Source organism: Pseudomonas sp. M20 (assembly GCF_045037865.1).
Taxonomy (GTDB): Bacteria; Pseudomonadota; Gammaproteobacteria; order Pseudomonadales; family Pseudomonadaceae; genus Aquipseudomonas.
On the sequence record NZ_CP173611.1, the window covers coordinates 1,098,292 to 1,116,115 of the forward strand.

Below are 17,824 nucleotides of genomic sequence, written 5' to 3' on the forward strand. Positions count from 1 at the left end.
GTCTGAGTGTAAAGCTGGTTATCGACCCCCGCCACAAGGACGTTCCTTTTCCCTCCGAACAAGCCCCGACATGTTCAGACCTCTCTTCGTATTTATCGGCACGCGTTATACCCGTGCAAAGCGTCGCAATCATTTTGTGTCATTCATTTCCCTGACTTCGATGATCGGGCTCGCCCTTGGCGTGGTGGTTATGATCGTCGTGCTGTCGGTGATGAATGGCTTCGATCATGAGATGCGCACCCGCGTGCTGGGCATGGTGCCCCACGCGACCATTGAATCCACTGAGCCGATCAACGATTGGCAAAGCCTGGCGACCCAGGTCAAGCAGAACCCGCAGGTGACGGCGGTTGCGCCGTTCACCCAGATGCAGGGCCTGCTGACCAATAACGGTCAGGTGTCCAAGGTGTTGCTCAATGCCATCGACCCGGCGCTCGAGCGCAACGTGTCGATCATCGACAACTTCATGAAGCAGGGCAAACTCGACGATTTGACGCCGGGCAGCTTCGGCATCGTCATCGGCGACAAGGCCGCGACCAAGCTGGGTGTGGGCATCGGTGACAAGGTCACCTTTGTTGCGCCGGAGGTCAGCGTGACCCCGGCCGGGATGTTCCCGCGCATGAAGCGCTTCACCGTGGTCGGCATTTTCCATGTCGGCGCCGGTGAGCTCGACGGCTATCTGGGCGTCACCAACCTGCAGGATCTGGCGAAGATGCACCGCTGGAAGCCGGATCAGGTGCAAGGCATCCGCCTGAAGTTCGACGACCTGTTCCAGGCACCGCGTGTGGCATGGAACATCGCCCAGCAGCTCGGCGAAGACCATTACTACGCCCGTGACTGGACCCGTACCCACGGCAATCTGTATCAGGCGATCCGCATGGAAAAAGCCATGATCGGCCTGCTGTTGTTGCTGATCGTCGCCGTGGCCGCGTTCAACATCATTTCCACGCTGGTGATGGTCGTCAACGACAAGAAGGGCGACATCGCCATTCTGCGCACCTTGGGCGCGACGCCGGGCACGATCATGCGCACGTTCATGGTGCAAGGCACGGTGATCGGTGTGGTCGGCACGGCGATTGGTGCGGTGGTCGGCATTTTCGCGGCGCTGAACGTCAGCGCGGCGATCTCGGCACTGGAAGGCCTGATCGGCCACAAATTCCTTAATGCTGACGTGTATTTCATTGATTATCTTCCGTCGCAGGTGCAGAGCCAGGACGTGGTCATGGTCTGCGCGGCGGCGTTGGTTCTGAGTTTCCTCGCCACCCTGTATCCGGCCTGGCGTGCCGCGCGCACCCAGCCGGCGGAGGCGCTACGTTATGAGTGAGTCGGGCATGAGTGAAAAAGCAATCTTGAGCTGCCGCAACCTGGGCAAATCCTACGAGGAAGGCCCGGAATCGGTGGAAGTGCTGGCCGGGCTGCAACTGGAGTTGCTTCCGGGCGAGCGTGTGGCGATTGTCGGCACCTCGGGTTCGGGCAAAAGTACTTTGCTCAACCTGCTCGGTGGTCTGGACACACCGACCAAGGGCAGCGTCTGGCTCGACGGCGAAGAGCTGTCGGCACTGAGCGAGAAGAAGCGGGGCCTGCTGCGTAACCGTGCGCTCGGTTTCGTTTACCAGTTCCACCACTTGCTGCCGGAATTCACCGCGCTGGAGAACGTCTGCATGCCGCTGTTGATCGGCAAGACGCCGATCCCGGAAGCCCGTCAGCGCGCCACGGCATTGCTGGAGCGCGTCGGCCTCGGCCATCGTCTGGAGCACAAACCGGCGGAACTCTCCGGTGGTGAGCGTCAGCGTGTGGCGATTGCCCGCGCCTTGGTCAACAAGCCAGGCCTGGTGATGCTCGATGAGCCAACCGGCAACCTCGACTCCCACACCGCGCAAGGCATTCAGGATTTGATGCTGGAGCTCAGCACCTCGATGCGCACGGCGTTCCTGGTGGTGACTCACGACATGAACCTGGCGCGCCAGATGGACCGTGTGCTGCACCTGCAAGAAGGTTGCCTCACGCCCATCTGATTGGCTGAAACCTGACGCCTGAAAAGGCGTCGGGTCTTTTATTTTTATACGGTGCCCCAGCGAATGTTCAGACCGTTATCGATCTTTATCGGCACGCGCTATACCCGCGCCAAGCGCCGCAATCGCTTTGTTTCGTTCATTTCGATGACTTCGATGATCGGCCTCGCCCTCGGCGTGCTGGCGATGATCGTGGTGTTGTCGGTGATGAACGGCTTCCAGCGCGAAATGAGCTCGCGCATCCTCGGCATGGTGCCGCACGCGACCATCGTTGGCGTAAAGCCGATCGATGACTGGCAGCCGGTGGCTGCGGCCGCGATGAAGAATCCTGAAGTGACTGCCGCCGTGCCGTTCACCGAGATGGAAGGCATGCTCTCCTACAAGGGCCTGATGCAGCCGATCCAGATCAGCGGCGTCGATCCGGCGCAGGAAGGCAAGGTCTCCATCGTTGCCCAGCACATTGTGCAGGGGCGTCTGGATGCCTTGAAGCCGGGCGAGTTCGGTGTGGTGATCGGTGAAATCACCGCACGACGTTTCCGCCTCAATGTCGGCGACAAGATCACCCTGATCGTCCCGGAAGTCAGCACCGCACCGGGCGGCATCACACCGCGCATGCAGCGCTTGAACGTGGTCGGCGTGTTCAAGGTTGGCGCTGAACTGGACGGCTCGATGGGCCTGATCCATGTCGCTGACGCCGCGACCATGCAACACTGGGAGCCGAATCAGGTGCAGAGCGTGCGTCTGGCGGTCAAAGACCTGTACGCCGCACCGAAAGTCTCCTCGGACATCGCCGCTGGTTTGGGCGCGGAGTTCAAGGCTGACGACTGGACCCACACCCAGGGTAGTCTGTTCAGCGCGATGAAAATGGAAAAAACCATGATCGGCCTGCTGTTGCTGATGATCGTCGCGGTGGCGGCATTCAACATCATCGCGACGCTGATCATGGTGGTGAACGACAAGGGCGCGGACATCGCGATTTTGCGTACCATCGGCGCCACGCCACGGCAGATCATGGCGATCTTCATGGTGCAGGGCACGGTGATCGGCATTGTCGGCACGATCATTGGCGGCGTGTTGGGTGTGATCGCCGCGCTGAATGTCAGTCAGATCGTGGGCTGGATCGAGCGAGTCAGCGGGCAGCATATCTTCAGTTCGGATGTGTATTTCGTCAGCAATCTGCCATCGGAATTGCAGGGTGGGGACGTGCTTTTGATCTGCTCGGCGGGCTTTATTCTGAGCTTCCTGGCGACGGTCTATCCGGCGTGGCGAGCGGCGAAGATCGAACCGGCTCACGCCCTGAGATATTCGTAATCCTTTAGACCGCTTTCGCGAGCAGGCTCGCTCCCACAGGGGATTTGTGAACGACGCAGATCCAATGTGGGAGCGAGCCTGCTCGCGAAGGGGCCGGAGCTGCTGGCCTCAATCTCCCTTTGGCAACTCAATCACAAACCGCGTCCATCCCGCTTCGGATTCGCAATGAATCTGCCCGCCATGGGCGCGGACGATGGATTGAGTAATCGCCAGCCCCAGCCCTGCATGCTCACTGCTACCTTCCTGCCGCGCCGGATCAGCCCGATAAAAGCGGTCGAACAAGCGTGGTAGCAACTGCGCTGAAATCCCCTCGCCACTGTTTTCGACTGAAATACGCACAGCGCTCGCTTGATCAACTATCCGCACGCTCACATAGCCCTCAGCCGGGGTAAACCGCAGCGCGTTATCCAGCAAATTCGACAAGGCCCGGCGCAACATACTGCGATCACCTGCGATCCGCGCATTGCCCTCACGGCTCAGCCTGACCCCGGCGTCCTCCGCCAGCGGCGCAAAAAACTCCAGCAACACATCGGTCTCGTCCGCCAGTTCCAGCGCTTCGCGCTTGGGCATCAGCAAACCGTGATCAGCCTTGGCCAGATACAACATGTCGTTGACCAGTTGCGCCATCCATTGCAGTTCTTCGAGATTGCTGTGCAGGGCTTCGCGATAATCTTCGATCGGCCGTGGGCGGGTGAGGGTGACTTGGGTGTGAGTGAGCAGGTTCGACAGCGGCGTGCGCAGTTCATGGGCGATGTCGGCGGAAAACGCCGAGAGCCGCTGAAACGAGTCGTCGAGGCGTGCGAGCATGGCGTTGAAGCTGTGGGCCATTTCCGCAAGCTCGGGCGGCATTTGCGCTTCTGGCAGTCGGGCGTTGAGCGATTGTGCGGAAATCCCACGGGCTACGGCGCTCATGCGCCGCAATGGCCGCAAGCCGCTGCGTGCGGCCCAGGCACCGAGCAAAGCAGTGGCAAGCGCCGAGAGGCCGACGGTCAGCCAGATCAGATGTTGCATGCGCTGCAGGAAGTGCTGGTGATGGGTGATGTCCAGCAGCAAGGTCAATTGCGGCGAATCGGGTTTTTCCGGGTAGAGCGGGGCGTTGAGTACGCGATAGTCCGTACCGTCGTGACTCACGGTCGACAGGCCGGGTTGTGCCGGCAAGTCCTTGGGGATCTGCGTCGAACTGTCGTACCAGCGTTGGCCGTCACTGCCAGTGATGCGCAGCGACAGATCGGCCTGACGGCTCAGTTCATCCGCCAGTCGTGCTTCACGTTGGCCGGGTTGAAGATCCTGCAAGGCGCGGCGCAGGCCGATCAGCTTGCCGTCCAGTTGTTGCTGGTCGAGTTCGATAAAGTGCGCCTCGCTGGCGCGGTCGAACAACACGCCGGCGAACAGTGAAACCACGGCGGTGCACGCAGCAAACAACAAGGCCAGACGCGAACTGAGGGACAACCGGCGCATCAGGCGCCACGCTCTTCGAGCACATAACCCATGCCGCGCACGGTGTGGATCAGTTTGTTGGGGAATTCGTCGTCGATCTTCAGGCGCAATCGGCGGATCGCCACTTCGATGACATTGGTGTCGCTGTCGAAATTCATGTCCCAGACCTGTGAGGCGATCAGCGATTTTGGCAGCACCTCACCCTGACGGCGAAGGAGCATTTCCAGAAGGGCAAACTCCTTGGCGGTCAGGTCGATACGCTGGCCGCTGCGCTCCACGCGGCGGCGGATCAGATCCAGACGCAGGTCGGCCAGTTGCAGACTGGTTTCCTGCGCTGTGGCACTGCCGCGACGCAACAGGCTGCGCACCCGCGCGAGCAGTTCGGAGAAGGCGAACGGTTTGACCAGGTAATCGTCGGCACCCAGTTCGAGGCCATGCACTCTGTCCTCTACGGCGTCTCTGGCCGTCAGAAAAAGTACCGGCGTATCCAGCCCGGCGCTGCGCACCGCTTGCAAAATCTGCCAGCCGCTGCGCCCCGGCAGCATCACATCGAGGATCAGCAACGCGTAATCACCGCTCAAAGCCAGTTGCTGACCGCTGTTGCCATCGGCCACCAGTTCCGTATTGAACCCGGCCTCGGTCAGGCCCTGGCGCAGGTATTGGCCGGTTTTCGCTTGGTCTTCGACGATCAACAGTTTCATGGGCGACTCAGTGGATTCGGGGTGTAGAAATGAACGCGTTATACCTTGAGGGCAGGCGATAAACGCCAACCTGACAAAGTTGTAATCTGCCTGTCAGGTAGATGCCAGCGCAGGCCGGCTAAAGTTTCCCACAGGCTGAACCTTATCTTGTTGGAGAACGACCATGTTTTTACGTAAATCCGTGACATTGGCCGCCTGTCTGCTGGCGCTGAGTTCGCCGGTATGGGCGGCCCCCGCGCACACCTACGACTTCGGCCAGCCAGCGCCTGCCGCCAAAGCCACGCGCAGCATTGAAGTGGTGCTGAACGACATGTCGTTCGACCCCAAGGCGATTCAGGTCAAGGCCGGTGAGACGGTTCGTTTTGTGCTGGTGAATAAAGGCCAGCTGCTGCACGAATTCAACCTCGGCGATGCAGCGATGCACGCCAGACACCAGCAGGAAATGTTGCAGATGCAACAAAGCGGCATGCTCACGCCTACCGGCATGAAGGAAATGTCCCACGATATGGCCGGCATGGATCACGCAGCGATGGGCCACGGCATGAAGCACGACGACCCGAACAGCGTGCTGGTCGAGCCGGGCAAGACTGCCGAGCTGACCTGGACCTTCAGCAAGGCCACCAGTCTGGAATTTGCCTGCAATATTCCCGGGCATTATCAGGCGGGCATGGTTGGCAAACTGACTGTCAGTCAGTAAGCACTCAAAGGCGCGGGCAAAGGCTGGTAGAATCCGCTGATTCTTCAGTCAGGTTTCCGCCATGCATCCCGCAGCCGAACATTCGCCGCTGGGCAAATCCAGCGAATACATCGCCACGTACACGCCGTCCCTGCTATTCCCGATTCCGCGCACCGCGAAATGGGCCGAGCTGGGTCTGACCGCCGACACCCTGCCGTATAAAGGTGTGGATTTCTGGAACTGCTTCGAGCTGTCGTGGCTGTTGCCGTCGGGTAAGCCGGTGGTGGCGATCGGCGAGTTCAGCATTCCGGCGGATTCGCCGAACATCATCGAGTCGAAGTCGTTCAAGCTGTACCTGAACTCGCTGAACCAGACGGCGTTTGCCGACGTTGCCGCACTGGAAGCGACGCTGATCAAGGATTTGTCGGCCGCCGCCGGCAAACCGGTCGGCGTGCGGGTTCGCAGTCTGAAGGACGTTGAAGCAGAAGGCGTTGTGGCGTTGCCGGGCGTGTGCATCGATGATCTGGATATCAGCGTCAGCAACTATGAGCATCCGCGCCCGGAACTGCTGCGCTGCGATGAATCGCGGGTTGTTGAAGAGACGGTGTATAGCCATCTGCTCAAATCCAATTGCCCGGTGACCAGTCAGCCGGACTGGGGCACTGTGGTGGTGGAATATCGTGGCTCGGCGCTGGATCATGCCAGTCTGCTCGAATACATCGTCAGCTTCCGTCAGCATTCGGACTTCCATGAGCAGTGTGTGGAGCGGATTTTCCTTGATCTGCAGCGTTTGTTGAAACCCGAGAAACTGACCGTATTCGCACGTTACGTGCGTCGCGGCGGTCTGGATATCAACCCGTATCGCAGCACTGAAAGCGTACAGTTACCGAATCACCGGCTGGTGCGTCAATAAAGATCCGGAATGTGCGATATCCAACGTGGGAGCGAGCCTGCTCGCGAATGCGGTGTGTCATTCAACGTTGATGTCGACTGACACGACGCCTTCGCGAGCAGGCTCGCTCCCACAGGAGACGGTGTTGCAAGTTGTAGAAATGAAAAAGCCCTGCCAGTGATGGCAGGGCTTTTTTGTATGGCGTGGGAATCAGATCCCCATGCTGCCCAGCGCATTGACGATGTTGCGCAGGGTGCCGGCAATCGCCGGGTGTTCGAGTTCAAAGCGATCAACCGCCAGATTGACGCCGTCAGCGATGCTAGCGTCTTGCGTGGCGGTCTCCAGCTTGATTTTCGATTCAATCTGCGCCATCAGCGCATGCAAATCCTCACGCTCAACTTCCGACAGCGGCGGATTCTGCTCCAGCTGCTCGCGCAGGGTATCGAGCTGTTTTTGCAGTTCTTGGGCCGGCATGGTGTTTTCCTTTTATCAATAGGCACTGGCATTGACCGCAGCCGCGCGCCAAAGGTCTATGGCTGACCTTTAGATTAATCCACTCCCGGCAAACCTGCATGATCCCGATCAGGGCTTTTCGCCTTTGAGGCGGCGCAGGCTGATGTCGGCGAGGCAAGTGTCGAGTTCGCCCAGATGATCGATCACCGAGTGCACGCCGAGGCCGAATAACTGCATCGTCGCCTTGCCACGCAGTTGTTCGCGTTCTTTCTGGCTCAGCGCTTGCCATTCACCCGGCGCCAGGCCGCACAGCGAGCCGCAGGAGGCGAGACCGATGGTCCACAGCCCTGCGTTAAGGCCCGATTGCAGCATACGCGGCTCACCGCTGACCAATACGCAACCATCCAGACTGCTGACGTTCAGGTCCATCAGGGCCTGCCAGCAAGCGTTCGGCGCAGGCCATGGATTGATTGTTGCCGAGTATTGCGCGGGTTTGATCCAGGCCGGTAACGAGGTTGATAACGATTGGGCGAGGGCAGGGGGCAGTTCATCCAGCCAGGCGCAGGGAATCTGCTGGCGCTGCAAACTGTGCAGACTGTCGAGCGCGCCCGTTGTGGCTTCGGCATGCTCGGGCAGGGCGATCGCCTGTTGGCGGGCGCGAGCACCGAAATCCACCAGACAACCGCTGAGTCCAAACAGTACGGCGGTCAGGCTGGACGCGGCGACGGGCAAGGTTTCGGCGTGTGTCATGGCAACGTCCCTGAAATAGCGATAAGGCTAGTCATTCCAGGTGACAGTTGCGTGACGGCTATGTGAAACGCGGCGTGGGAGGCGTCCTACAACTTTGCACAATTGGCCGACTGCCCAAACGGGCTTTTGCGCTTATACTAGCGGCCTTAATGCCCGGGCCCCGATGTCCGCGACAGTACACATCCAAGGAGTTTTTCTATGCGCTGGAGCTATCCGCTCGCTCAGCTAAGTGTATGTGCCGGCCTGTTGCTGGCGCCGTTCGCCACTCAGGCCGCAACGGAAGAAGACCCTTGGGAAAGCGTCAATCGCCCGATTTTCCAGTTCAACGACTTTGTTGACACTTACGCGCTGAAGCCACTGGCCCAGGGCTATGAGTTCGTCACGCCGCAGTTCCTTGAAGACGGCATCCACAACATGTTCCGCAACGTCGGTGACGTCACCAACCTTGCCAACAACATCCTGCAAGCCAAACCGGCTGCTGCGGGCGTCGACACCGCTCGCCTGATCTTCAACACCACTTTCGGTCTGCTCGGTTTCTTCGATGTCGGCACCAAGATGGGCCTGAACCGCAGCGACGAAGACTTCGGTCAGACCCTCGGTTACTGGGGCGTGGGCAGCGGTCCGTACGTGATGCTGCCGCTGATGGGACCGAGCACTTTGCGTGATGCGCCTTCCAAGTACGTCGACAGCTACACCGGTATGTACCGCTACATCGACCACGTGCCTACGCGTAACTCGATCTTCGGTCTGAACATCGTCGACACCCGCGCCAGTCTGCTGTCGAGCGAGAAGTTGATCAGTGGCGACAAGTACACCTTCATCCGCAACGCTTACTTGCAGAACCGCGAGTTCAAGGTGAAGGATGGCCAGGTCGAAGACGATTTTTAATCTCGGCCGGTAAAAAACAAAGGCGACCTCAGGGTCGCCTTTTTTGTCTGTACCTATTTCATTTTAAGAATGGTCAGACCGAGCTTCTGGCCGCCGCCATCCTGTGCCCTGACCCAGACCACTTCGGTCTCGGCTTCAAGGCCGCTGAGTGCGGCATGTTCAGAGTCGATGCGCACGCTCAGGCGGTCGCCGACCGCGAACAGGCGCGGTGCTTCGACCTGCATGCCACTGCTGGAGAGGTCGATGCACACCCCTGAAACCTCATCTCCTTCATGAATCAACACGACATCGGCATCGACCCGCATGCGGATGAAATCGCGCTTTTCGCTGTAGTCCCGACTGGTTTGACTCATAGGTGCGTCCTTCCATTGGGTTACGGTTTGAGCTGTTCTTATAACTCTCGGTGATTTGACAAGTAAAGTCGTCAAGCGACCATCGGCGCATGCTTGAAACGCTCTGCGGATGGGAGTACCGTCTGCGCCTTAGAAGGGCACCTCTGGTGTAACCGCGTTTGCAGCCAATGCTCGAAAGCGGTGCAGTAGAGAGGCTAGAAAGCGAATCCAGTAGTCTGCGCAGGGCCAAATGCCTCGCCAACTACGCCAACCTAATTCTGGCGCCGTTTGCCCACATGCCAAAAACCAGTGCCACGCTGCTGATAATCGATGATGACGAAGTAGTGCGCGCGAGCCTCGCGGCCTATTTGGAAGACAGTGGTTTCAGCGTCCTGCAGGCCAGCAACGGCCAACAGGGTCTTCAGGTATTCGAGCAAGACACGCCCGACCTGGTCATCTGCGATCTGCGCATGCCGCAGATGGGCGGTCTCGAACTGATCCGTCAGGTCACCGAGCGGTCACCGCAGACGCCGGTGATCGTGGTCTCGGGTGCCGGCGTGATGAACGACGCGGTCGAGGCTTTGCGCCTGGGCGCCGCGGACTACCTGATCAAGCCTCTCGAAGATCTGGCTGTGCTCGAGCACTCTGTGCGCCGGGCCCTGGATCGTGCGCGCCTGCTGCTGGAAAACCAGCGCTACCGCGAGAAGCTGGAAAAGGCCAACCGCGAGCTTGAGGCCAGCCTGAACCTGCTCCAGGAAGACCAGAACGCCGGTCGCCAGGTGCAGATGAACATGCTGCCGGAAAGCCCATGGAGCATCGACGAGTTCAGGTTTGCCCACCAGATCATCCCGTCGTTGTACCTGTCGGGTGATTTTGTCGACTATTTCCGTGTCGACGAGCGCCGGGTCGCGTTTTACCTGGCGGATGTCTCCGGTCATGGCGCCTCTTCAGCCTTTGTCACCGTGCTGCTGAAGTTCATGACCACGCGCCTGCTGTTCGAATCCAAGCGCAACGGCACATTGCCGGAATTCAAGCCTTCCGAAGTCCTTGGTCATATCAACCGGGGGCTGATCAGTTGTAAGCTGGGTAAACACGTCACAATGGTCGGTGGAGTCATCGACGAGGAGACCGGTTTGTTGACCTATAGCATCGGCGGCCATCTGCCGTTGCCTGTGTTGTACACGCCTGACAGTGTTCGTTATCTCGAAGGGCGTGGTCTGCCGGTGGGGCTCTTCAATGAAGCCACCTACGAAGACCACGTGCTTGAGCTGCCGCCGACGTTCAGCCTGACGCTGATGTCCGATGGCATTCTGGATCTTTTGCCAGAACCTACGCTCAAAGAAAAAGAAGCCGCTTTGCCTCAACGGGTGAAGTCGGCGGGCGGCAGCCTGGATGGTCTGCGGCAAGTGTTTGGATTGGCCACGCTAGGGGAGATGCCGGATGATATCGCCCTGTTGGTGTTGAGCAGGAATCTTTAATGAGTACCGGTAGAATCCAGTTCGCCGAGCAGGACGGCACCTTCGTCCTGAAGTTCGTCGGTGAAGTTCGCCTGACCCTGTGTTCGGCGTTGGATGCGACTATTGAGAAAATCTTCACCGCGCTGAATTTCAACGCGATCGTGATCGATTTGACCGAAACCCGCAGCATCGACAGCACGACGTTGGGTCTGTTGGCCAAACTGTCGATCCTGTCGCGGCAGAAGGTCGGCCTGCTGCCGACTGTCGTCACCACCCACGAAGACATTACCCGTCTGCTGCAATCGATGGGGTTCGAGCAGGTGTTCAACATCGTCAACCACCCGGTGCCATGCCCGGAGTGCCTGGACGACCTGCCGGATCAGGACCAGTCGGAAGAAGTGGTGCGGATCAAGGTGCTCGAAGCGCACAAGATCCTCATGGGCCTCAACGATTCCAATCGTGAAGCGTTCCATGACCTGGTGAATGCCCTCGAAAGACACTGATCTGATGAAGTGATGTTGTCTGGGCCGGCCTCTTCGCGAGCAAGCTCGCTCCCACACTGGATCAGCGTCGTTCATTAATCCCCTTGTGGGAGCGAGCTTGCTCGCGAAGGCGTCAGATCAGACGATACATTTTCCATGGCTGACTGAATAAAAAAGGGCGAACCTTAACGGGTTCGCCCTTTTTGCATTTCCCTAACTCAAATCACAGCTTGGCCTGCAACAGCGCCTCAAGCTTCTCCTGGTCGCGAGCAAACTGACGGATGCCCTCAGCCAGTTTCTCGGTGGCCATTGCGTCTTCGTTGGACAGCCAGCGGAATTGCGCTTCGTTGAGGCTCAGACGGGCTTCACCGGCGTTGCCCGGGGCCAGTTTGCGCTCCAGCTTGCCGTTATCGGCTGCCAGCTTGTCGATCAGGTCCGGGCTGATGGTCAGACGGTCGCAGCCGGCCAGTTGCTCGATCTGGTTGAGGTTACGGAAGCTCGCGCCCATGACCACGGTCTTGTAGTCATTGGACTTGTAGTAGTTGTAGATGCGGGTGACCGACTGTACGCCCGGATCATCGGCGCCGGTGTAGTCGTTGCCGTTGGCTTTCTTGTACCAGTCGTAGATACGGCCCACGAATGGCGAAATCAGAAACACGCCAGCGTCGGCGCAAGCGGCGGCCTGGGCGAAGGAGAACAGCAGGGTCAGGTTGGTCTGGATGCCTTCCTTCTCCAGCACTTCCGCGGCGCGGATGCCTTCCCAGGTCGAGGCGATCTTGATCAGTACGCGATCACGGCCAATGCCGGCTTTGTCGTACAGCTCGATCAAGCGATGCGCGCGTTTCAGCACGGCATCCTTGTCGAACGACAGGCGCGCATCCACTTCAGTGGAGATACGGCCCGGAATGACTTTGAGAATTTCCTGGCCGACCGCGACGCCGAAACGGTCGCTGGCCAGGCCGACATCGCCCTTGCAGTCGCTGACGCAAGCGTTCAGCAGCTCGGCGTAGGCCGGAATGGCCGCCGCTTTGAGCAGCAGGGAAGGGTTGGTGGTGGCGTCGACCGGTTTGACCCGGGAGATCGCTTCGAAGTCGCCGGTATCGGCCACAACGGTGGTGAATTGTTTGAGTTGTTCCAGCTTGGAAGTCATGGGCGTGCTCTATCCTATGGGTCTGATGACATTACCCGAGCGCTGACAGTCACTCAAGGGCGTGTATGTGTATCGATGGCCCCTGCGGCAACAACCTGAAAACAATTGTTTGAAAGGCGGGGCGGGCTATCGATGAATACGATGCCAAAACGGCCAACAGGTTCAAAGCAACCGACCTGCGTGCAGGTCGGTCGCGCAGGGGTTACTCGGCGTTCAACAAGGCTTCGACCGACATTCGCGCCGGTTTCGGCTGACCGTCGGAAGTCAGCAGGCCGAAGTTCTTCTCGCGATCGTTACTGCCGGAATCACTGTTTTTCCATTCATAGATGGATGTCAGTGGAATCTTGAGTTTTTTAACATCGCCGATAAACGCGTTGATCTTGCTCGCCTGGCCTTCAGGCCCGCCGTTGGAGGCAAGCGCCGAGATGCCCCATTCACTGATGACCCCCGGCAGATGGAAGTTCTGCTGAATGAAGTTTTGCGCGTTGCTGATCTGCGTGGCCGTCATGCCATACGGGTGATAGGACACCGCGCTCAGGCATTTCGGGTATTCGCTGACGATGCGGTTCAGCGCCACCGTTGAAGCAGAACCGGCGCTGGGCGGCCGGGCGAAGCCGTAGCCGATCACCGGCGTTGATGGCGGTTGATCCTGCAGCGCCTTGCACACGCCGCTCATGAACGGCACAAACGTCGTGTCGAAATTGCGAGTCGGCCAATAGGTTTCCAGGTCCGGCTCATTCCATAGCTCGATCGCCACCAGTTGCTTGCCGTATGACTGTTGCAGCCCGGTCACGGCGTTGCCGAAGCGTTCACCGGCAGTGGTTAGCTCGGCGCTCGATGTCGCGGGCAGCGCCTTGATCGCGCGGACCGTCAGCAACACCGCCAAGCCCGCAGACTGGGCGGCCGCAAAGGCATCGCTGACCTGTTTCTGATAAGCCTTGGCCGTCAGGCTGTCGCTCCACACACCGAAGCGGACAAAACCGAAGCCTGCCGATTTGATCTGTGCGGCGTCAGCGGCGGAGAAGTTCTGGATCTTTACCTGAACACCGATGTTCTTGGCCGGAAGGTTGGGAAACGTCTCGCTGGCGTGCACCTGAGTCGTTGCACTCAGCACTGTCAGCGCCAGCGCGCTGAGTCTTTTGAGATGTGTTGATTTCATGTCTGCTCTCCCGAAGAGAAGTGACAACTACGAATGTTTTATCTCGTTACTCGATTTTCGAGTGAGGTGATGGCACTTAGTGCGCGAATGTTATTTTTTGTCGGAAAACAATCAGCCGAAAATCACAGTTATTTTTAGTCCGCTAATTGTGGTTGGGGGGCTTTTAAACGCTGTGGTACTTAATGCTTCGGTACTAACAGGGCGAATCTATTTCCGAGTGAAGAAAGATCTTGAGGGTTCATTAAATTGCTCTCGAGATGTTGGCCGTTTGACATTACACAGGAAAGTAAAACCTTGTTCAGAAAGATCCTTGTCGTTTGCGTGGGCAATATATGCCGTAGTCCGACGGCAGAACTGATGCTGCGTAACGCGCTCGCTCCTTCAGCGATCACTGTCTCCTCCGCAGGCCTGTCGGCGCGGGTGGGCGAGGGCGTAGAGGCGTCCGCCCGGCAAGTGCTCGAAGACCATGGGCATAGCGCCGAAGGCTTCACAGCACGCCAATTGACCGCGGACATAGTCAATGAATCAGACCTGATTCTGGTCATGGAAAAACAGCATGTTAATCAAGTATTGAAGATTGCCTCTCATGCGAGGGGCAAAGTATTTCTGCTCGGCAAGTGGCAGAGCGAGCGTGAAATACAAGATCCGTATCGTCAAGGCAAGGCCGCTTTTATTCATGCCCATGCATTGATTGAAGATGCTGTCAGCTCATGGGCACAACGCCTCGCGCGTTGATGAATATTCTTCAGATCAATGAATGGTAAGAACAGACTTATGCAGTTACCGTCCGTCATCGGCACCCGCGACAATGATCAAGACAGTATTGATCTTCTCGGCATATTCGGCAGTTTGATCGACCAGAAATGGTTGATCGGCGCGCTCACCGGCGCGTTTATGGTCACCGGTGTGGCCTACGCAGTGTTGGCCACGCCCGTGTACCTGGCGAATGCGCTGGTGCAGGTCGAGCCGAAAAAGAACGACATGCTCGGTTTCTCCGACCTCAACAGCATGCTCGGTGGGCAATCGCCTTCGGTGACCGAAATCGGCATCATCAAATCCCGCGCGGTGATCGGCAAAACCGTCGACGACCTGCGTCTGGACATTGATGTCACCCCCAACACCTTCCCGATGATTGGCGGCTTTCTCGCCCGGCGTTATCGCGGCGAGACCGAAACCAGCGTTGCTGCGCCGCGTTTCGGCCTGAACAGTTACGCCTGGGGTGGTGAGCGTCTGGAGTTCGCCCGGCTCAATCTGCCGAAAGAACTGCTGGGCAAGAAGCTCACCCTGATTGCGGGTGAACAGAAGCACTTCCGGTTACTCGATGACAACGACAACCTGCTGGTAGAAGGTATCGCCGGCGAAGCGTTTGCGCAGGATGGTGTAGAAGGGCAGATCAGCCAGTTGCTGGCCAACCCTGGCACGCGTTTCGAAGTAGTGCGCAACCCGCGGATCGTGACGATTCAGGGTTATCAGGACGCGCTGGATATCTCCGAGCAGGGCAAGGAATCGGGGATTATCAAACTGGCACTGGCCAGCAGCGACGCCGGCGAAGCGGTGAAGATCCTCAACAAGATCGCCGCGCTGTACGTCGATCAGAACGTGCGCCGCACCTCGGCGGAAGCGGCGCAGAGTCTGGCTTTTCTGCAGAGCCAGTTGCCGCAGGTCAAACGTGATCTGGCCAAGGCCAGCGATGCGCTGAACGCCTATCAGACCCACGGCAAGACCGTGAACATCTCGCTGGAAACCCAGTCGGTACTCGGTCAGTCGGTAGCGCTGGAAACACGGATCTCCGAGCTGAAAATGCAGCAGGCGGAGATGGACCGCAAGTTCACCAAACAGCACCCGGCCTATCGCGCGCTGATGAGCCAGATCGGCGAACTGACCCAGCAACAGAAGTCGCTGGAAGGCAAGGTCGGCGATCTGCCTGCCACGCAACAAGAGCTGCTCAACCTGACCCGCGATGTCGAAGTGGCCTCGCAGATCTACACGCAGTTGCTGAACAAATCCCAGGAGCTGGACATCGTCCGCGCCGGTGCCGTGGGTAACGTGCGTCTGGTCGACGCGGCGGATGTCGACCTGACCAGCCCGGTCAAACCGAAAAAAGCCCTGATTGTGCTGATTGCTACCTTCCTCGGTGCCTTTGTCGGTGTAGCTCTGGTGTTGCTGCGCAAATCCCTGAGCCGTGGTCTGGAAGGCCCGGAAGCCATCGAACAACTCGGTTTGCCGGTGTACGCGTCGATTCCGTACAGCGCCTTGCAGGATGAAGAAGACAACAAAAAAGGACGCGCCCGCGACGGTGTCGACAAACCGGCGTACCTGTTGGCCCTGCGTAACCCGACCGATCTTTCCATTGAGTCGATCCGCAGCCTGCGTACCTGCCTGCATTTCGCCGGGCTCGATTCGACCAACAACCGCATCATGATTTCCGGGCCGAGCCCGCAGGTCGGCAAGACCTTTGTCTCGTCCAACCTCGCCGCGGTCATGGCTTTGAGCGGTCAGCGCGTGGTGCTGATCGATGCCGACATGCGCAAAGGTCACCTGCACAAAACCCTCAACACACCGATCACCAACGGCTTGTCCGATCTGCTGGTCAAGCGCTGCAGCATCGATCAGGCGATCAACAAGGTCGAAATCGACAACCTGCACTTCATCAGTCGCGGCCAGGTACCGCCCAATCCCTCCGAGCTGCTGATGCACGCCAACTTCCGCGATTTGCTCGCCGAACTGAGTGAGCGCTACGACCTGGTGATCATCGATACGCCGCCGCTGCTGGCGGTGACTGATGCGGCCATCGTCGGCCGTGAAGCCGGGATCAGCCTGATCGTCACGCGCTTCGGGGTGAACCCGGCCAAAGAGATCGAACTGACCATCCGCCGCTTCGCGCAGAACGGCATCGAGTTGAAAGGCGCGGTGTTCAACGGCGTCGAGAAGCGTGCCGCCAGTTACTACGGCAACGGCGGCAACGGTTATTACAACTACGAATACGCGTCCGACAAATCCTGACTGTCAGCGACTGTTTTTTCCTGTTTGAAGTGGGTGATTTGTGAAGAAAATACTGCACGTGGCAGAGACGATCAAAGGTGGCGTCGCGACGGTGATCCGGACGATTTCGGCTTCGCCTGAAGGCGATGCGGCGAACTACGAGCTGGTGTATCTCGTCCCGGATGATCAGGCCAAGGAGTTGCACGGCATCGGCGCGAAACAGATCCGCACCTTCCCGCGTACCGGGCGCAATGTGCCGTCGCTGTTGCGTTTTGCCTGGCGCCTGACCCAGGTGATGCTCAAGGAAAAACCCGATGTGGTGCATTTGCACAGCACCTTTTCCGGCGTGATCGGGCGATGTGTTTGTGTGCTGTTGCGACCGTGGCGCAAGCCGAAAATCGTCTACTGCCCGCACGCGTTTTCGTTCTTGATGGAAAGCTCGCCGACCAAGCAGAAAGTCTATGCGTGGATCGAGCGGGTGCTGCAGAAAGTCACCGACGTGATCATTTGCGTCAGCCAGTACGAACTCGACAAAGCCGCGCGCTTCGGCATCGAGCGCAAGCGCATGAAGCTGATCTACAACGGCATTCATCGCAAGGATGACGCGCCGAAAGCGGCGAGTCCCGAGCCGATTCATCTGCTTTTCGTTGGTCGCCTCGATTATCAGAAAGGCTTCGACGTGCTGCTCAAGGCCTTCGCCAATGTGCAGCGCAAAGACTTGAAGCTGACTGTGGTCGGCAGCGCGGTGAACGAGGACGCGGTGGAGTGCCCACCGATGGACTCTGTTGAATACCTGCCATGGGTAACGCCGAGCGAAGTGCAGGCGCTGTACCAGAAAGCCGATGCGCTAATTGTGCCAAGTCGCTGGGAAGGTTTCGCCATGGTGCCGCTGGAAGGCATGGCCATGGGTTTACCGGTGATTGCCAGCAACTGCACGTCGCTGCCTGAACTGGTCACCAACGAAGTCTCCGGTTATGTCTTCCCGTCCGGTGATCACCAGGCATTGACCGACGTGCTGACGATCATCCAGAAGCCGCGCCTGCTCGACCTCGGCAATGAAGGTCGGAGCATCGTCCGCGAGCGTTTCAGCGCCGCGTTGATGATTCGCCAGACCTACGACTTGTACCGCGCTCCCACTTTTTAAG

General features: G+C 58.7%; 18 protein-coding genes. 11 read left to right on the plus strand and 7 right to left on the minus strand.

Features of this window, described 5'->3' with window-relative positions:
• Window positions 1-70: 70 nt before the first annotated feature.
• The 3 genes from ACI514_RS04950 to ACI514_RS04960 all read left to right on the plus strand — a co-directional run bounded on the left by ACI514_RS04950 (window position 71) and on the right by ACI514_RS04960 (window position 3,320).
• Window positions 71-1,321 (plus strand): lipoprotein-releasing ABC transporter permease subunit, encoded by a 1,251-nt coding sequence (locus ACI514_RS04950; RefSeq protein ID WP_034156426.1) that lies wholly within the window; start codon window positions 71-73, stop codon window positions 1,319-1,321.
• Window positions 1,322-1,328: 7 nt separating this feature from the next.
• On the plus strand, window positions 1,329-2,012 hold the full coding sequence (gene lolD, locus ACI514_RS04955) for a lipoprotein-releasing ABC transporter ATP-binding protein LolD (protein WP_405123178.1): 684 nt from the start codon (window positions 1,329-1,331) through the stop codon (window positions 2,010-2,012).
• Window positions 2,013-2,075: 63 nt separating this feature from the next.
• The gene (locus tag ACI514_RS04960) at window positions 2,076-3,320 is read left to right on the plus strand and encodes a lipoprotein-releasing ABC transporter permease subunit (protein ID WP_102902248.1); all 1,245 of its coding nucleotides are present in this window, start codon (window positions 2,076-2,078) and stop codon (window positions 3,318-3,320) included.
• Between the two features lie 108 nt (window positions 3,321-3,428).
• Here ACI514_RS04960 and ACI514_RS04965 read toward each other — a convergent pair whose 3' ends face one another.
• Window positions 3,429-4,778 carry a heavy metal sensor histidine kinase gene (locus ACI514_RS04965; RefSeq protein WP_405123179.1) on the minus strand — a complete coding sequence of 450 codons (1,350 nt, stop codon included), beginning with the start codon at window positions 4,776-4,778 and terminating at the stop codon, window positions 3,429-3,431.
• Window positions 4,778-5,458: a heavy metal response regulator transcription factor gene (locus ACI514_RS04970; protein WP_405123180.1), complete on the minus strand. Its 681-nt coding sequence runs from the start codon at window positions 5,456-5,458 to the stop codon at window positions 4,778-4,780. Before ACI514_RS04970 ends, ACI514_RS04965 begins: the two co-directional genes overlap by 1 nt.
• A 163-nt stretch (window positions 5,459-5,621) precedes the next feature.
• Between ACI514_RS04970 and ACI514_RS04975 the strand changes: the two genes are divergently transcribed.
• Together ACI514_RS04975 and queF are read left to right on the plus strand one after the other, a co-directional pair.
• Window positions 5,622-6,155: a plastocyanin/azurin family copper-binding protein gene (locus tag ACI514_RS04975; RefSeq protein ID WP_405123181.1), complete on the plus strand. Its 534-nt coding sequence runs from the start codon at window positions 5,622-5,624 to the stop codon at window positions 6,153-6,155.
• 61 nt (window positions 6,156-6,216) lie between these two features.
• Window positions 6,217-7,047, plus strand: coding sequence for an NADPH-dependent 7-cyano-7-deazaguanine reductase QueF (queF, locus tag ACI514_RS04980; RefSeq protein WP_405123182.1), 831 nt, complete (start codon window positions 6,217-6,219; stop codon window positions 7,045-7,047).
• A gap of 189 nt (window positions 7,048-7,236) precedes the next feature.
• Here the strand turns inward: queF and ACI514_RS04985 are convergent, their stop codons facing one another.
• Window positions 7,237-7,500, minus strand: coding sequence for a DUF4404 family protein (locus ACI514_RS04985; protein ID WP_405123183.1), 264 nt, complete (start codon window positions 7,498-7,500; stop codon window positions 7,237-7,239).
• A 108-nt stretch (window positions 7,501-7,608) separates the two neighbouring features.
• Window positions 7,609-8,229 (minus strand): HAD family phosphatase, encoded by a 621-nt coding sequence (locus ACI514_RS04990; protein ID WP_405123184.1) that lies wholly within the window; start codon window positions 8,227-8,229, stop codon window positions 7,609-7,611.
• A gap of 198 nt (window positions 8,230-8,427) precedes the next feature.
• Between ACI514_RS04990 and ACI514_RS04995 the strand changes: the two genes are divergently transcribed.
• Window positions 8,428-9,117 carry a VacJ family lipoprotein gene (locus tag ACI514_RS04995; protein ID WP_038362262.1) on the plus strand — a complete coding sequence of 230 codons (690 nt, stop codon included), beginning with the start codon at window positions 8,428-8,430 and terminating at the stop codon, window positions 9,115-9,117.
• A gap of 53 nt (window positions 9,118-9,170) precedes the next feature.
• Here ACI514_RS04995 and ACI514_RS05000 read toward each other — a convergent pair whose 3' ends face one another.
• Complete coding sequence (locus tag ACI514_RS05000) at window positions 9,171-9,470, minus strand: PilZ domain-containing protein (protein WP_160058808.1); 300 nt, start codon at window positions 9,468-9,470, stop codon at window positions 9,171-9,173.
• Window positions 9,471-9,745: 275 nt separating this feature from the next.
• On the opposite strand from ACI514_RS05000, the gene rssB reads away from it, so the two are divergent.
• Together rssB and rssC are read left to right on the plus strand one after the other, a co-directional pair.
• Window positions 9,746-10,927, plus strand: coding sequence for a two-component system response regulator RssB (rssB, locus tag ACI514_RS05005; RefSeq protein WP_150651528.1), 1,182 nt, complete (start codon window positions 9,746-9,748; stop codon window positions 10,925-10,927).
• Complete coding sequence (gene rssC / locus ACI514_RS05010) at window positions 10,927-11,409, plus strand: anti-sigma factor antagonist RssC (RefSeq protein ID WP_003226553.1); 483 nt, start codon at window positions 10,927-10,929, stop codon at window positions 11,407-11,409. The genes rssB and rssC overlap by 1 nt, the downstream gene beginning before the upstream one ends.
• 202 nt (window positions 11,410-11,611) lie before the next feature.
• On the opposite strand, the gene tal is transcribed toward rssC, so the two are convergent.
• Both tal and ACI514_RS05020 read right to left on the minus strand, forming a co-directional pair.
• Window positions 11,612-12,538, minus strand: coding sequence for a transaldolase (gene tal, locus ACI514_RS05015; RefSeq protein WP_160058807.1), 927 nt, complete (start codon window positions 12,536-12,538; stop codon window positions 11,612-11,614).
• Window positions 12,539-12,740: 202 nt separating this feature from the next.
• Window positions 12,741-13,697: a cellulase family glycosylhydrolase gene (locus ACI514_RS05020; RefSeq protein ID WP_405123185.1), complete on the minus strand. Its 957-nt coding sequence runs from the start codon at window positions 13,695-13,697 to the stop codon at window positions 12,741-12,743.
• A gap of 294 nt (window positions 13,698-13,991) precedes the next feature.
• Here ACI514_RS05020 and ACI514_RS05025 point away from each other — a divergent pair, with 294 nt between their 5' ends.
• From ACI514_RS05025 to ACI514_RS05035, 3 genes are read left to right on the plus strand one after another with little or no spacing between them, the layout of a single operon-like run.
• Window positions 13,992-14,432, plus strand: coding sequence for a low molecular weight protein-tyrosine-phosphatase (locus ACI514_RS05025; protein WP_064117874.1), 441 nt, complete (start codon window positions 13,992-13,994; stop codon window positions 14,430-14,432).
• A gap of 39 nt (window positions 14,433-14,471) precedes the next feature.
• Complete coding sequence (locus ACI514_RS05030) at window positions 14,472-16,700, plus strand: polysaccharide biosynthesis tyrosine autokinase (protein ID WP_405123186.1); 2,229 nt, start codon at window positions 14,472-14,474, stop codon at window positions 16,698-16,700.
• Between the two features lie 40 nt (window positions 16,701-16,740).
• A complete protein-coding gene (locus ACI514_RS05035; protein WP_405123187.1) occupies window positions 16,741-17,823 on the plus strand; it encodes a glycosyltransferase in 1,083 nt (360 codons plus the stop codon).
• Window position 17,824: the final 1 nt, after the last annotated feature.